Consider the following 16,726-nt stretch of genomic DNA (forward strand, 5'->3'; position numbering starts at 1 on the left):
AATCAGCATTGAGGAATTTACCATGACTGGGGCATCAGCATCTACTGAAAGTTGGGAATTTTGGATTGACAGAGGCGGGACATTTACTGATATTGTGGCGAAACGCCCTGATGGGGAGTTGGTAATTCACAAGCTGCTGTCAGAAAATCCTGAACGCTATACCGATGCAGCAGTGCAGGGAATTCGGGAAATTTTAGGAGTTTCGGCTGATGCGGCCATTCCAAGCGATCGCATCGCGGCGGTGAAAATGGGAACAACTGTAGCGACAAATGCCTTATTGGAAAAAAAAGGCGATCGCACCGTTTTAGTAATTACCAAAGGTTTTCGGGATGCTCTACGTATCGGTTATCAAATCCGTCCCGACATTTTTGCCCTTGAGATAATTTTGCCAGAAATGCTCTATGAACGGGTGATTGAAGTCGAAGAACGTTATAGCGCCCAAGGCGAGGAATTAATACCTCTAAATCTTGATGGTGTTCGTCCCGAATTACAAGCGGCATATGATGATGGAATTCGTGGTTGTGCCATTGTTTTCATGCACAGTTACCGCTACACCAACCATGAACAGCAGGTTGCTAATTTAGCGCAGAGTATTGGATTTACTCAAGTTTCAGTGTCTCACCAAGTCAGCCCTTTAATGAAATTAGTCAGTCGGGGCGACACAACTGTAGTTGATGCTTATTTATCACCTATTTTGCGGCGTTATGTTGATCAAGTCTCTAATCAATTGACAACGAGCAATAGGGAATTGGGCGTTGGGAGTCAGGAAGAAAAAGCAGAGGAGATGAAAAACAGGGAGCAAGAGAGAAATTTTACTGTAAGTTCATCTCCCCTGCTCCCTGCCCCCTGCCCCGTTTCCTCTTCCCACCTACAGGCTGCGCTAGAGTCCAACCCGTACCCCCTGCTCCCTGCTCCCTGCCCCGTTTCCTCTTCCCACTCCCCTGTAAAATTGATGTTCATGCAATCCAATGGTGGGCTGGCGGATGCAGAAAATTTTCAAGGCAAGGATAGCATTTTATCAGGGCCGGCTGGTGGGATAGTTGGGGCAGTGCAGACAAGCCTCATGGCTGGGTTTGACAAGATTATCAGCTTTGATATGGGTGGCACATCTACCGATGTGGCTCATTACAATGGCGAGTATGAACGCACCTTTGAAACAGAAGTTGCGGGAGTGCGTCTGCGAACACCGATGATGGCAATTCATACCGTCGCGGCTGGTGGTGGTTCTATTGTGCAGTTTGATGGTTCCCGGTATCGGGTGGGGCCAGAATCAGCCGGGGCAAATCCTGGCCCTGCGGCTTATTCTAAGGGTGGGGCGTTGACGGTGACTGATTGCAATGTGATGGTAGGTAAGTTGCAACCGGAGTTTTTTCCCAAAGTGTTTGGGGCGAATGGAGATTTGCCGTTAGATGCAGAGGTTGTGCGGCGTAAGTTTCAGCAATTGGCGGCGGAAATTGGGGATGGGAGAACACCGGAGGAAGTAGCTGCGGGTTTTCTGGCGATCGCAGTTGATAAAATGGCGAATGCAATTAAAAAAATCTCTCTCCAGCGTGGTTATGATGTGTCGGAGTACACTTTGTGTTGTTTTGGCGGTGCTGGTGGGCAACACGCTTGTTTGATTGCTGATGCTTTGGGGATGAAGCAGGTGTTTATTCATCCCTATGCGGGGGTGTTGTCGGCTTATGGTATGGGTTTGGCTGATGTAAGGGTGATGCGAGAAAAGTCGGTGGAAGTTGTTTTGAGTGAGGGTTCGGTGGCGTTGGTGGCGGAGGCTTTTGGGGACACGAACCGCAGAGGCGCGGAGGGCGCGGAGGGAGGAGGGGAGATAGAGGTTTATCACAAGGTGCATTTGAGATATGAGGGGACGGATGCGCCGTTAAGTGTGGATTTTGGTGATGTGGCGATGATGCAGTGTCAGTTTGAGGAGTTGCATCGTCAGCGTTATGGGTTTATTGCGCCAGAGAAGCGGCTGATTGTGGAAGCGGTGGCGGTTGAGGTGGTGGTGAAACATGATGTACCGGCAGAAGCTTTGGTATCACGCAGAGATGAACGACAACCTGTAGCAGTGGCAACTGTGCAGATGTACACTGCTAGTACATGGCAGTCTACACCAGTCTATCAACGGCAGGATTTACAGCCGGGGGATTGTATTTCAGGGCCAGCGATTATTGTTGAGGCGACGGGTACAAATGTGATTGAACCTCGTTGGCAAGCAAAATTAACTGCACGCAATCACTTAGTCTTAACAAGACACTCAGCACGGGCTAAACGCCCCGCTACCGCTAACAGCACTCAGTACTCAGTACGGGCTGAACGCCCCGCTACCGCTAACAGCACTCAAAAAGATCCCGTAATGCTGGAAATTTTCAACAATTTGTTGCGGGCGATCGCAGAACAAATGGGTATAACCTTACAAAATACGAGTTCTTCTGTCAATATCAAGGAAAGGCTGGATTTCTCCTGTGCAATTTTTGATGGTTCTGGGCAATTAGTCGCGAATGCACCTCATATTCCTGTGCATTTGGGTTCGATGAGTGAAAGTGTGCAAGCTTTAATTACTAACTATGGCGATACTATCAAACCTGGTGATGTATTTGTCTCCAATAACCCATACAACGGCGGTACTCACCTACCAGACATCACCGTTATCACTCCAGTATTTTCCCAATCTCTACTTTTCTACGTCGCCTCACGGGGACACCATGCAGATATTGGCGGTATTACTCCCGGTTCTATGCCGCCTAACAGTATAAATGTAGTAGAAGAAGGCATATTAATTGATAATTTTCAGTTAGTTGATGGCGGAAGTTTCCGCGAAATAGAATTAGTAAATTTGCTTGCAAGTGAACCTTATCCTGCACGGAATATCACGCAAAATTTAGCAGATTTAAAAGCCCAAATTGCTGCTAATGAACGCGGTGTGCAAGAACTCCTCAAGATGGTAGAACATTACGGCTTAGAAACTGTGCAAGCTTACATGGGTTTTGTGCAAGATAATGCGGAAGAGTCGGTGCGGCGTGTAATTGAAGTTTTAAAGGATGGTAGTTTTAGTTATGCTTTGGATGATGGTAGTATCATTCAAGTTGCAATTACTATCAATCCAGAAACCCGCAGCGCTAAAATTGATTTCACAGGCACTTCAATTCAGCAGCTGAATAATAATTTTAACGCTCCAGCGGCAGTTTGTAAGGCAGCAGTTTTATATGTTTTCCGCACGTTAGTTAATGATGATATTCCCTTAAATGCTGGATGTCTTAAACCTTTAGAAATTCATATACCTGAAGGTTGTATGTTAAATCCCCGTTACCCCGCTGCTGTGGTAGCGGGAAATGTGGAAACTTCTCAAGCAATTACCGATGCTTTATATGGCGCGTTGGGTGTTTTAGCTGCTTCTCAAGGAACAATGAATAATTTTACTTTTGGTAATGAACGCTATCAATATTATGAAACTATCTGCGGTGGTTCTGGTGCAGGTAAAAATTTTGATGGTACAGATGCAGTTCATACACACATGACTAATTCGCGTTTAACAGATCCAGAAATATTAGAATGGCGTTTCCCTGTTGTTTTAGAAAATTTTGCTATCCGTAATGATAGTGGTGGTAAAGGACATCATCATGGGGGAAATGGTGTGATTCGTCGTTTGCGTTTTTTAGAAAAAATGACAGCAGCTATTCTGTCAAATCATCGTATAGTTGCACCTTTTGGTTTATTTGACGGTGAAGTGGGTAAAGTGGGAAAAAATTATGTGGAAAAGTGTGATGGAACTGTTGAGGATTTAGGTAGCAAAGCTGTAGTTGAGATGAATGTTGGTGATGTGTTTGTGATTGAAACACCTGGTGGTGGAGGTTATGGTTTTGCTGCGGAAAGCTAATACCGTTTTTAGATCCCCCTAAATCCCCCTTAAAAAGGGGGACTTTGAAGCATTTCCCCCCTTTTTAAGGGGGGCTAGGGGGGATCAAGAAGTACAAATCATCACAACCAGCCACTTTTCAAACAACCTCTTAGGCTAGAAGTCTGGGGCTACACAAACAAAGTCCGCCTTTGCGGGTTTTGTTCGTATAGCCGCAATTTCCTATCGCCCGGTGTTTCTTTCAAAAGTGAATGCTCCCGTTAACTTTTGCAGGCCATACATTAACATTGCAAGTCAACACATTAACATTGTGAGTTAACACATTAACATTGTGAGTTAACACATTAACATTGCTGACTAAAATACTTGTGTGTACACCGTAGAAAAGAGATTTGGAGAGATTTTTTATAACTGTCAGCAAAAATAACAACCAACAGTCTTATCTCCTAAAATTTAAATCACTACTTCGTGATGGGGACAATCAAATACCACGACAAAATGAGCGTCAGGTAAGAGTTGATGTAAACTTTGTAAATAACCATCCGCATCAGAGCGACTGCGAAATCTAGCAACTGTTACCTGTTGCATATCTGGAAGTAGACGAGTAACAGTCCAAGGATTTAAGCGTTCTTTGTAGGCGATCGCCTGAGCCTGAGTTTCTGAAGTGGAATCTTTGTATTTGCTGTTTTGTGGCATGATTAATTTATCCATAAGGGGTCAGTAAAGGGCGTTAGTGAGTCTCTTGGCGGGGTTGCTAACGCTTCTTCAGTACAAGTTGAACCTCTTGATCACGTCACCTGAATTACGAACTTGCTGTTTTATTGTTGCGCGATCGCATCCTCTCACATCAGACATAAACCAGTCCTCTTCCCTGCGAGAGAGGACGCAAAAATTTAGGGTTTCTCTCAATTTTTGACAGGAATTGAGGGAGAGATTAATTAATGCGATCGCTCGAATAATTAATACATTGAGTGCTGATTTTGCTTAACTAAAGGGTGAAATCTGCACATAGACAGATGAAAAAATTGCAAATGGCTCGTATCATTTATGGCGAACAATAAAAGATGTAAACCCGCAAAATACTCAAAATTTAACACGCTAGTCTAGTTATAAATTTACTGACAAAAATATCAATGCTAAACAGCAACCACTTGCAACTGCAAGATGTACGGAATTCAATAGTGGTAAGGGTTGCAGCTGCCATCTCCACCCTTGCTGGTAGTTTTGTATTGCTTGGGTGGATGTTCGACATTGAATTTCTCAAAAACGGTAACTACCCCAGTTTATTGACAATGACGGCAAACACAGCGCTGTGTTTTGTATTATTGGGGGTGTCGCTGTGGCTGTTACAGATAAACAAAAACAAACAGTCTGATGTGGGTTTACGGCAAAAAATCAAGGTAGTTGTTAGAGCGTTGAGTTTAGTACCAATAATTGTTGCCTCACTCACAATTATTGAATATTTATTCGGCTGGAATTTTGGCATTGACGAGCTATTATTTCAAGACTCACCAACTCCTTTGTTGACATCTTATCCAGGACGGATGGGGTTAAACACAGCATTAAACTTTTTGTTGCTGGGTTCTGCTTTAGAATTTTTGGTGTCTTTAAAAAGCAATTGCAGGAATTGGTATAGTCAGATTCTCGTTCTGATTGCTGGGGTGATTTCTTTAGAAGCACTCATTGGTTACGCCTACAATGTCAAAATTCTCTACAGCCTGTTTCCTTCAGGAACACCTATGGCGTTACACACAGTAGTACTGTTTAGTGTGTTGTGTGTAGGAATTCTCTGGTCGCATGTCGATAAAGGATTCATGCGCGTAGTCATGAGTGAAACTTACAGCGGTTTACTAGCTCGTCGTTTATTAATAGCTGCGATCGCTGTACCTTTATTATCAGGATGGTTAATCATTCAAGGTCAGCGAAACAGACATTATGACACCGCTTTTGCCATAGCTGTCTTTGCATTGATCCTGATTATTGTTTTTACCTTTTTAATTTGGCAATGTGCAGTAGTCGTACAACGTCTCTGGTACAAAAACGAATGCGCTCAAAAAGCGCTCAGAGCCTACGAAGAAAAACTCAGAAGTTTTGTAGATTCTAACGTTATTAGCATTTTGTTTGGGGATGTTTACGGCAATATTCACCAAGCAAATGACAAATTTCTGGGGATGATGGGTTATACGCGAGAAGATTTACTAGCAGGCCGATTAAATTGGGAAAAAATCACACCACCAGAGAATTTGCATTTAGATGAGCAAGCAATTGCTGAAGCTAAGGCAAATAGTACTGGTGCTTGTACACCTTATAAAAAAGAATATATTCACAAAGATGGTAGCCGCATCCCGATTTTAATTGGCTACGTCTTAGTAGGAGAAAAACGGGAAGAATCTGTAGCCTTTATTCTAGACTTAAGCGATCGCCAACAAGCAGAAGAAAAAATCCTGCAACTAAATCGAGATTTACAGCGGCGGGTTGTCGAGTTGCAAACTTTACTGGATGTGATTCCTATAGGAATTGGAATTGCAGAAGATCCTGAATGTCAAAATATTCGCGTTAACCCTTGTTTTGCCAAGCAATTGGGCATCACACCAGACCAGAATGCTTCCCTCAGCGCACCTGCCGAAGAAAGACCAACAACATTTAAAGCCTACCGCGAAGGTCGGGAATTATTGCCAGAAGAACTACCCATGCAGTACTCCGCAGCGCATGGCGTGGAAGTTCTAAATTTTGAAGTCGATATCATTCATGACAATGGCAAAGTTGTCAATTTGTTGGAGTACGTAGCACCATTATTCGATGAAGAAGGCAAGACTAGAGGCTGTATTGGTGCATTCTTAGATATTACTAGCCGCAAGCAAACAGAAGAATTACAGCAGAATCAACAAAAGTGGCTAGAAGATGTGTTAAACCTGATGCCCAGACCATTACTGTTTATTGAACCAGGAACGGGACGGGTAACATTTGCTAATCGAGCGGCGAACGAATTAGCTGGAGGTGAATTTCCCCAAGGAATACCAGCCGAAGAGCATCACACGGTGTACCACTACACAGATGCCACAGGCAATCGCATCCCCAATGACCAAATGCCAGGGGTACGCGTTGCCCGTGGTGAACGTTTAGATGGCGTGGAAATGGACTGGCACACGAGCAAAGGTGTACATTCTTTATTAATATTTGCTGATACGCTTCCAGCAATGCACAGTTATCCAGCCACTTGTGTAGTTGTATTTCAAGATGTTACTAAACTCAAGCAGGTAGAAAAAGCATTATCTCTAGGTAACAAAAGGCTCCAGCTATTGTTTAATACAGCCAGCGCTTTATTATCTAGCCAGGAACCTTTAGCGCTGATTAACAGCGTTTTTTGCCAACTTCAAGAACAAATTAGTTTAGATGTTTACTTCAACTACTTGGTTGAAGACAACTCCCAGGTAATGCGCCTAGCTTCTTATGGAGGCGTTGCAGAAGAACTAGCAAAAGAAATTGAGTGGTTAGAATTTGGTCAAGCTGTCTGCGGTACAGCAGCCCAATGTCGCCAACTAATTTATGTAGAAGATGTCCAGCAAGCAACCGATGTTAAAACAGAATTGATTCGCTCACTAGGCGTTAAGGCTTACTACTGTTACCCGTTAATTGCTCAAGGAAAATTGTTCGGTACGCTTTCTTTTGGTAGTCGGCGGCGTGATTTCTTCACCGAAAATCAAAGAGGTATGATGCAAGCAGTTGGCGATCAAATTGCGATCGCAATGGAAAGGTCAAGTTTAATTACTTCGTTGCAGCAGCAAACCGAACAGTTGCAAGCAGCCAACCGTATGAAAGACGAGTTTCTAGCCATACTTTCCCATGAATTGCGATCGCCCCTCAACGCTATTCTCGGCTGGGCGCAACTCCTACGCAGCCGCAAACTCAGCGATATCCAAATGGCAAAAGCTCTAGAAACCATTGAACGCAATGCTAGGGCGCAAACCCAAATGATTGAAGACTTACTCGATATCTCCCGGATGATCAGAGGTAACTTACGGCTCAAAGTCTCTACATGCAATCTAGTACCCATTATTGAATCAACAATTGAAACTGTGACTCTCGCAGCCCAAGCTAAAGAAATTGAGTTGCAATTTTCTAGGTTTGAGGAGTGGGAGCCACAGCACAATGAAAATGGAGCATCTTTAACTCCTCTTTTATGTTGTGTGCCTCAAGATACAGATTTGCCACCGCAATTTTTAATTTCTGGTGATTGCGATCGCTTGCAGCAGATCATTTGGAATTTGCTATCAAATGCCATCAAGTTTACACCCAAAGGCGGTAAAGTTGAAATTAAACTCTCCAAAAACATTGGTCATGTGCAAGAATCTTTACTCATCCCCAGTTACGCACAAATCCAAATAATTGATACAGGTATTGGCATTAAGCGAGAGTTTCTACCTTACGTATTTGATCGCTTCCGTCAAGCCGACAGTTCCAGCACCAGGGCGCACGGTGGTTTAGGATTAGGTTTAGCAATTGTGCGTCACTTGGTAGAGTTGCATGGTGGTACTCTACATGTAGAGAGCATGGGGGAAGGACAAGGAGCAACATTTACTGTCAAATTACCCTTGCTATTACCAAACAAAGAAACGATTTCTCAGCCTCTTAGCATCCCAGAAGCAAACCTTGATGTTGTACCTTTATGTCCCTTGCTCACAGGTGTGCGAGTACTAGTTGTTGACGATGAAGCCGACACCCGCGAATACATGACCACAGTCTTGCAACAATGTCAAGCCGAAGTGCAAGCTGTTGGTTCGGCACAAGAAGCATTACAAGTAATTTTCCAGTGGCAACCAGATGTGCTAATTAGTGATATTGGTATGCCTGGTGAAGATGGATATTCATTGATTCGCCAATTGCGATCGCAACCCCCAGAACAAGGTGGTAAAATTCCCGCAGCTGCTTTAACCGCCTACGCTAGAGCCGAAGATCGGATGCGTGCTATTCAAGAAGGTTTTCAACTACATTTACCTAAACCCATTGAACCTGCTGAATTAGCGACGGTAGTAGCCAGCCTTGTAAGAAGAACTTGAAAAAAAGCGCGATCGCTGATATTGTTGCTGTCACCTGCGGTCATCTAAATACATACCATTTAAAGATGCGATAATCGCGTCTCTACTATACATATTCATCTGCATTTATCCGCGGTTAATTATTTTTTTCTGTAGCTTATTCATCCAGAAATCACTACAAACAATTCTGGCGTTGCTGAATTTAGGGATGAAATAATGAACCGCAAAGTACGCAAAGTACGCATTCTCTACGAGAGGCTTCCGCCAACGCACAGCGTCTCGTAGAGAAGAAGAGGTTTTGAGAGATAAATATAAGAAAATCATCCCGCATTTACTTGAATGATTACTAAATATTAATGCGAAGTTTACGGCTCTTTTACCTCTTCTTATTGAAGCAGATTTATACTTCAAACGCTTAAGTTCTACTTAGTTTCTGTAATAAATCCAGAAACAAGTGTAGTTTTTTTCAACAAATCAGCAACACATGAACATGCAGAAGTCTAATTTTTTCAAGGCTATTCTACCTATTGCCTTACCAGCTACAATTTTCGCTCTGTTTAATGCTTTCCAAAAGCCACTTACTGCTCAAAGCGCAAGTTCAGCGAATCATTTAGTGTTAGGAAATCCCACTAACGCTGGTACTAGTTTCAGTAATTTATTATTGAGCAAATTTCAGTACGCAACCTCACATAACTGTTCCCGAGGAACACCCAATTGGGTAAGTTGGAAGTTAAACAATGAGTGGTTAGGAAGTGCGCCTCGCCAGGATGATTTTCGTGCAGATACTACCTTACCTTCCGGCTGCTATCGAGTCTCAGGTAGTAGTTACTCTGGTAGCGGATTTGACAGAGGACACATGTCTCCTTCTGCTGATAGAACCAACACAGTTGCCAATAATTCTGCTACATTCTTGATGACAAATATGATTCCCCAAGCCCCTGATAATAATCAAGGTGTATGGGCGAATCTGGAAAGTTATACTAGAAGCTTACTAACCTCAACTAACGAAATTGTAATAATTTCCGGTTCTTATGGTACTGGCGGTACAGGGTCGAACGGTTTCAAAACCACAATTGATAGTGGTAGAATTACAGTCCCAGAAAGAACTTACAAAGTGATTGTAATTTTACCTAAACCAAATTCTGGAGCTAGTAGCGTAACTACTGCTACAAGAGTAATTACTGTAGACATACCCAATACACAAGGTGTGAGAAACGCGAATTGGAGAGATTATAGAATTAGTGTTGATACTTTAGAATCAAGACTTACTAGTAGAACTGGAACTACCTACAATTTCCTTTCTAATGTTTCTTCATCTGTTCAAAGTGTAATTGAATCTAGAGTTGACAATTTATAAAGATAGTTAGCTAAATCCATACCAAGTTGTCTTAGTTCGGATTATTGAATTGAAAGTTGGTTTAAGAACCACTTTGATTATCAACAAGACTAATTTTGATAACTTGGTAAGCTAATCGTCATTTAAATTGCACCATTTTCATGGTAATCAAAGCTGCAAACCCTCTCCCTTGCTCCCTGCTCCCTGCCCCCCTGCTGCCTCAATGTGCAAATTAAATGCTTAACAGCTTATTAAACCTAACTCAGTTTAATTTACTTTCTACCTTGGGTTCAGGGCGATCGCATCTAAATGTTGACAAAGTGATCAGTAGAGGTGTGTTTATAGTAGTACAAATAAACTATATAACTAGTTAAGAAAGCGATCGCTCTCTCGTGATATTCTCATTCTCAAAAGTAGAATCAAGCCCAATGTTAAGTCTATTTAATTTATTTACGTAGATGTAGTTTACATATTATGCAAAATTTAGCTCAAGATGCGCTGTCAACTTAGTTGACTTATCAGCACCCACTTGATCGCAGCATCTATAATTAATCTTGCCCTATTCTAGTTCGTTACCATGTCGGAAGAAGATATCCGTGCCGCCAGGCTGGAAAAAGTAGACCAGATTAAGCAGTTAGGGGCTAATCCCTACGCCTATCGTTGGGAATCTACCCATAACGCCGCCCAGTTGCAAGAAAAATTTGCTGATTTACCCAGTGGCGAAGAAGTGGATTTAGAAGTTGCCGTTGCCGGGCGCATTATGGCGCGTCGGGTTTTTGGTAAGTTAGCATTCTTCACCTTGCAAGACGAAACCGGCAACATACAGCTTTATCTGGAAAAAAATCGTATCCAAGAAAGCATGGCAGAGATTGATGCTGAGGCTTTCAACCACCTAAAGCAATTCACAGATGCAGGCGATATTCTGGGAGTTAAAGGCACAATCAAACGGACTGAAAAGGGCGAATTATCAGTCTACGTCAAACAATACACCATCCTGACCAAATCCCTACTGCCTCTACCCGACAAGTGGCATGGATTAACAGATGTTGCCAAGCGCTACCGTCAGCGCTACGTTGACTTGATTGTTAACCCCGAAGTCCGGCAAACTTTTCGCCGTCGCGCCCAAATAACTGCCGGTATTCGCCGCTATTTAGAACAGCGAGATTTTCTCGAAATTGAAACGCCTGTTTTGCAAAGTGAAGCTGGCGGTGCAGATGCACGTCCCTTCGTCACCTATCACAACACCTTAGAAATGGAATTGTATCTGCGGATTGCCACAGAACTCCATCTCAAGCGGTTGATTGTCGGTGGCTTTGAAAAAGTGTTTGAATTGGGGCGAATTTTTCGCAATGAAGGCATTTCCACACGCCACAACCCCGAATTTACCTCAATCGAAGTTTACCAAGCCTACGCCGACTACAACGATATGATGGCGCTGACGGAAGGAATTATTACCACCGTCGCCCAAGAAGTTCTCGACACATTGCAAATTACTTACCAAGGGGAAACTGTAGATTTAACACCACCTTGGCGACGGGTGACAATGCACGATTTAGTCAAAGAACATACGGGTTTAGACTTCAATTCATTCCAAACATTAGCAGAAGCAAAAACAGCAGCTAAAAATGCTGGGATTCCTGGTGTAGATGAAGCCCAATCAATTGGTAAGATACTAAATTTAGCTTTTGAAGAGAAAGTAGAAGCTAACTTGATTCAGCCTACCTTTGTCATTGACTATCCCGTAGAAATCTCGCCGTTAGCCAAGCCGCACCGTTCTGTGGCTGGTTTGGTAGAACGATTTGAGTTATTTATTGTGGGACGTGAAACTGCTAACAGTTTCTCAGAATTAACCGATCCCATCGACCAAAGAGAACGTTTAGAAGCCCAAGCCGCCCGCAAAGCTGCTGGTGACTTAGAAGCCCAAGGCGTAGATGAAGACTTCCTCACAGCGTTAGAATACGGAATGCCACCTACGGGCGGCCTAGGTATTGGAATTGATCGGTTAGTGATGTTATTGACTGATTCTGCAAGTATTCGGGATGTAATCGCATTCCCCTTACTCAAGCCTGAAGGTAGTTTTATCAAAGAATTTAGCTATGATTCAAACACTCAAACACTGACTATTGAGTTTGATGGCGGAAGTGTTTACGAGTATTTTAAAATACCATCCAGTGTTAAGGAAGATTTAGACAATGCAGCGTCTAAAGGTCAATATTTTCATAAGTTTATTAAAGGAAAATTTAAGTATGAACAATTAAGTTGAGATGTGGGATATTTAATTTTTGTAATAAATATAAGGTGTGTTAACGTTTCCGCAGGGAAGCATAACGCACCACCCAAATCTTTTGGTGCGTTACGGTTTACGCCTAACCCAACAAAAGCCTTGGTGCTGTTGGGTTAAGCGACAGCGCAACCCAACTTTGTATATCAGACAACGTTAGCAAATAACTCTCCAAAGCTTTTTGTACTAGCGTCAGGTCTAGCTACAATCTCAACAATTTTATTACGTGCAGCTGGCTCAAATAGTGCTTCGACAGAAACTTGAGCAACTTTTTGTCGAGGAAGACTACCCTCAAATAATGTATCTGCACTTTGCATAACGATCGCATCGGAGTTATCTTCGTTTTTTAAACCGCCAGGCCGCACAATAGTATAGGTAAGACCACTTTTCTGGATGTATTCTTCCGCTTGCTTTTTCCAAACTAAAATTAACCAGAATAGATTCAAGGGATGGAATAACTGAGAAGTACACAAGGAGGAAACCAAAACAAAATGCTCAATTCCTTTGGCTTTAGCAGCATCCACTAAATTTTTAGTACCTTCAAAATCTACTTTATATGGCCCAGTTGGATCAAAACTTGGTTTTGCACCAGTCGCACACAGCAACACAGTACTATCTCCCAAAGCAGTAGGGAGGCTTTCTGGTTGCAACACATCACCTGCAATTAACTCAGCCTCAGGGGGTAAAATTGCTCTAGCTTTCTGTATATCTCGCACTAACGCACGCACGGGAATGTTACGCGCTACTAACTCTTTGACAATTCTACTCCCTGTCTCACCTGTGGCTCCTGCTACAAATGCTTTCATTACAAACGCTATCCTAAAAAACTAGTGTGTGATTTATCCGTATTTTAGTGATTTCATAAAGTTCATGACGGAACCTTAAAATTTCAGCCAAAATAGAATCTTGCGTGCGAAATCACCCAAGTAAGCTGGGAATTATTAATATAGCCAAACGCCAACTCAGAGGGGAACGCATTGATGCTTTCAACAAACGGCGAATATCAATCTTTTGATATAAAAGAAACTGTTTTACCTGTAGAATCTAATGCAGTAGAAACTGATGATGTAGTTACAGATACAAATTTCGGGACACAAACCCAGTTTTGCGGTTGCTATAGCGATTTTATGGAGATGTACGCCCCAGTACATCAAGTTGCTGAATATCTCAATGCTCATTCGTCGTGGTTTACACGTTGTGCCGAACCAATGAAGGTACAGCCATTGGGAGAAAATGGTTATGCGTTGATTATTGGACGTTTTGGCTCTTTTGGTTATGAAGTAGAGCCAAAAATTGGTTTAGAACTTTTACCACCGCAAGAAGGGATATATTACATTCGGACGATCGCTATTCCTGACTATCAAGCACCGGGCTATGATGTAGATTATCGGGCATCAATGCAATTAAAAGAGGATCAAACTGACGATGCTGCGACTATTTCAGGTGAAATAACGCGCGTTGAATGGGAATTAGATTTAAAAGTTTATCTTCACTTTCCCCGGTTTATTCAACGATTGCCCAAGTCTTTAATTCAATCTACAGGCGATCGCTTGCTTAATCAAATTGTCCGTCAAGTCTCTCGCCGTTTAACACGCAAAGTTCAAGAAGATTTTCATCAGTCTTTGGGAATACCTTTTTCCGGTAATTCTAAGAAAAAGCGATAAGTCCAGAGTCAATAGTCAATAGTCCAAAAATTTTTGACCATTGACTATTGATTATTGATCATTAATTATGCGTTGCTAAGAATTCTTTGGACAATTTGCACGCCACTGATAGCCTGCCAGGTAAAAAGACCTAAAATCACAAAATTCAACAAAATGTGAGTCATTCTTGCCCAATTAGCTCCTTTCTGCATAAAAGGAGATAAGGACGCAGAAAAAGCAATTAAACCAGTCATTCCCAACCCCGCCAGCAGGTGCGGCCCCACGAATAGCTTACCGTTATTTATGTAAGTGACAGCCATACCACCAATTGCACCTGCTACCATCAAAGCTAAAAGAATCGACCCTATTTGGTAGTGTTTGACGTTAAATTTACCTTTGATCAGTTCTTTCTTTTCATCCCCTTGAGCGTTTCTGGTACGCTGTACTTGCAACCCCAAGTAAGCAGCATAAAATGAAAGCGCTAAAAGTACCCACATCATTAGCGGGTGGAAAAAGTTAAGCCAATATTTAACCGCGGGTGATAGTTCCAGAGTCATTGTGTTCTCGCCCAATTCTTAAATCTTAATAAAAATTAGCATAAGTTTAATGCTAATTCGTAATTCGTAGTTCGTAATTCGTAATTAATCAGGTGTGATGTACTGTGTACATTCTTCGGGTTGAGCATTCCTCCTGCAATATAACTTCACAAACTAGACTATTTTTACTCAGCACTTTCTTCAGATAGCCCTATTGCAAAAGTACTCAAAGAATTTCAAACTAAGTTTGGGGACTAGATGATAAAACTGCCTGGGCAGGATTTAATTCATGACTGAAAACAACGATGTCTTACTGCTGAAGGCTGCGAAGAGTGGGGATATCAAGCGGCTAAGTGAGATTTTAGCTACTGGTGTGAATGTGGATGCGGGCGATCGCTATGGGACTACAGCGTTAATGTATGCTGCTAATTTAGGCTACACCGAAATTGTGCGATCGCTTTTAGATGCGGGGGCAAATATCAACTTACCCAGAAAACGCTATGGGTTAACAGCGTTGATGTTGGCTGCTAGTAATCAACAGGTAGATATTGTGCAGCTTTTAGTATCGAGAGATGCTGATGTTGATGCTATCAATGAAGATGGCAGCACAGCATTGATGGCAGCTGCACTCAAAGGTTATGTAGAAATAGTGCGGATATTACTTGCTGCTGGTTCTGATGTAAATATTGCCGATAAAGACGATGACACTGCTTTGAAATTGGCGGTGAAACAGGGACATGCAGTAGTTGTGCAACTATTAGCACAAAATAACTCAGATGTAAATCACCAAGATGAAGATGGTGAAACACTGTTGATGATTGCTGCGGATTTGGGAAATTTGGAGATTGTCCAAGCATTGTTAGTGGCTGGTGCAGATGTCAACTTACAAAACAGCGATGGTGGTACAGCGCTATTGGCCGCTGCGGCTGCTGGCAATAGTGCGATCGCATCTGTTTTACTAGAGAAAGGTGCAGAAATTCTTCACCAAGACAAAGACGGCGAAACTGCATTACATATTGCTGTTGTCGAAGGCCATATTAACGTAGTACAAGTGTTACTAAGTCGTGGTGCCAATGTCCAAGTCAGAAATAACTTAGGCGACACACCCATATTAGTCGCCGTATTGCAAGGATACAGCGAAATTCTCGAAGCACTGCTGCGTTCAGGCGCAAGTCCTTATGCAGAAGCAGAGATTCCTTTAATCGCTGCAATATCCTTGGGACATACCCAAACAGTCAAAGTATTATTAGACTACGGTGCTAATCCTAATACTCTGGGAAATGACAGTCAGACTGCTTTACTCAAGGCTGCGAAACGCAACCACATAGAAATCATGAAACTGCTACTAGCCAAAGGTGCAGATGTTAATTTTCAAGACATAGCTGGGGCAACAGCATTAATGTGGGCTACCTCTGGGGGTTACACTGAAACTGTGCAGATATTACTTAACGCAGGCGCAAATCTGAATTTGAAAAATCGCGGTGGCTATACTGCCTTAATGCTGGCAGAATTTAACGGCTATCAAGATATAGTCAAAACTTTGCAACAAGCTGGCGCACAAGAATAATATTGTGTCTGGTGAAAACCTACCATTGTTTGGGGAAGCTAAACCTTGTCGGGAGCAATGCGATTTTGTGAGGTGAGGCAGGAGGCAGAGGGCAGAAGGCAGAAGGGAAGAGGTTTTCAACCTACTTTACTTTCCGTTACATAGTTCCGTTTATTTGCACCTTTCTACTTATCGGACAATTAGAGAAATCAGTAAACCCTCGACAGAACAATGCAATCTGGAACATTACACTCTATTTTTGTTATCAGAAACTAGAATCTGTCTGCTTAGGGACTTCCAGAGAATAAAGTATACAACTTATGAAAATGATAATCATTCTGGTGGCGGGAAGGGAAAGGTTGCTAACGGCAACCTTTCCCTTCCCTTTTTGTAGTAAATTCAATGATGATTCGATTTTGGATGTGCATAGGTGTCAATGGAATTAACAGATTCACTAAAGCATTTGTTGAAGGAAACTGCACAGCAATTAAAAGG

At 42.5% G+C, this 16,726-nt stretch carries 9 protein-coding genes; 6 read left to right on the top strand and 3 right to left on the bottom strand.

Features of this window, described 5'->3' with window-relative positions; genetic code table 11:
• Window positions 1-22: 22 nt before the first annotated feature.
• A complete protein-coding gene (locus tag IQ259_RS19200; protein ID WP_193887598.1) occupies window positions 23-3,874 on the top strand; it encodes a hydantoinase B/oxoprolinase family protein in 3,852 nt (1,283 codons plus the stop codon).
• A gap of 432 nt (window positions 3,875-4,306) precedes the next feature.
• Here IQ259_RS19200 and IQ259_RS19205 read toward each other — a convergent pair whose 3' ends face one another.
• Window positions 4,307-4,549 carry a hypothetical protein gene (locus tag IQ259_RS19205; protein ID WP_193887607.1) on the bottom strand — a complete coding sequence of 81 codons (243 nt, stop codon included), beginning with the start codon at window positions 4,547-4,549 and terminating at the stop codon, window positions 4,307-4,309.
• A gap of 437 nt (window positions 4,550-4,986) precedes the next feature.
• Between IQ259_RS19205 and IQ259_RS19210 the strand changes: the two genes are divergently transcribed.
• From IQ259_RS19210 to lysS, 3 genes are all read left to right on the top strand, one after another.
• Window positions 4,987-8,910, top strand: coding sequence for an ATP-binding protein (locus IQ259_RS19210; RefSeq protein ID WP_193887599.1), 3,924 nt, complete (start codon window positions 4,987-4,989; stop codon window positions 8,908-8,910).
• Between the two features lie 469 nt (window positions 8,911-9,379).
• Window positions 9,380-10,246, top strand: a complete 867-nt coding sequence (locus IQ259_RS19215; protein ID WP_193887600.1) for a DNA/RNA non-specific endonuclease — start codon at window positions 9,380-9,382, stop codon at window positions 10,244-10,246.
• Between the two features lie 556 nt (window positions 10,247-10,802).
• A complete protein-coding gene (lysS, locus tag IQ259_RS19220) occupies window positions 10,803-12,488 on the top strand; it encodes a lysine--tRNA ligase (RefSeq protein ID WP_193887601.1) in 1,686 nt (561 codons plus the stop codon).
• Window positions 12,489-12,652: 164 nt separating this feature from the next.
• On the opposite strand, the gene IQ259_RS19225 is transcribed toward lysS, so the two are convergent.
• Window positions 12,653-13,312, bottom strand: a complete 660-nt coding sequence (locus IQ259_RS19225; RefSeq protein ID WP_193887602.1) for an NAD(P)H-binding protein — start codon at window positions 13,310-13,312, stop codon at window positions 12,653-12,655.
• A 174-nt stretch (window positions 13,313-13,486) separates the two neighbouring features.
• Between IQ259_RS19225 and IQ259_RS19230 the strand changes: the two genes are divergently transcribed.
• Window positions 13,487-14,170, top strand: a complete 684-nt coding sequence (locus IQ259_RS19230) for a DUF1997 domain-containing protein (protein WP_193887603.1) — start codon at window positions 13,487-13,489, stop codon at window positions 14,168-14,170.
• 65 nt (window positions 14,171-14,235) lie between these two features.
• Here the strand turns inward: IQ259_RS19230 and IQ259_RS19235 are convergent, their stop codons facing one another.
• Complete coding sequence (locus IQ259_RS19235) at window positions 14,236-14,706, bottom strand: DUF4079 domain-containing protein (protein WP_193887604.1); 471 nt, start codon at window positions 14,704-14,706, stop codon at window positions 14,236-14,238.
• 268 nt (window positions 14,707-14,974) lie between these two features.
• Here IQ259_RS19235 and IQ259_RS19240 point away from each other — a divergent pair, with 268 nt between their 5' ends.
• Entirely contained in the window at window positions 14,975-16,252 is a 1,278-nt protein-coding gene (locus IQ259_RS19240) for an ankyrin repeat domain-containing protein (protein WP_193887605.1), read from the top strand.
• Window positions 16,253-16,726 lie beyond the last annotated feature (474 nt).

It is taken from the genome of Fortiea sp. LEGE XX443 (genome assembly GCF_015206815.1).
In the GTDB taxonomy this organism is placed as follows: domain Bacteria; phylum Cyanobacteriota; class Cyanobacteriia; order Cyanobacteriales; family Nostocaceae; genus Nostoc_B.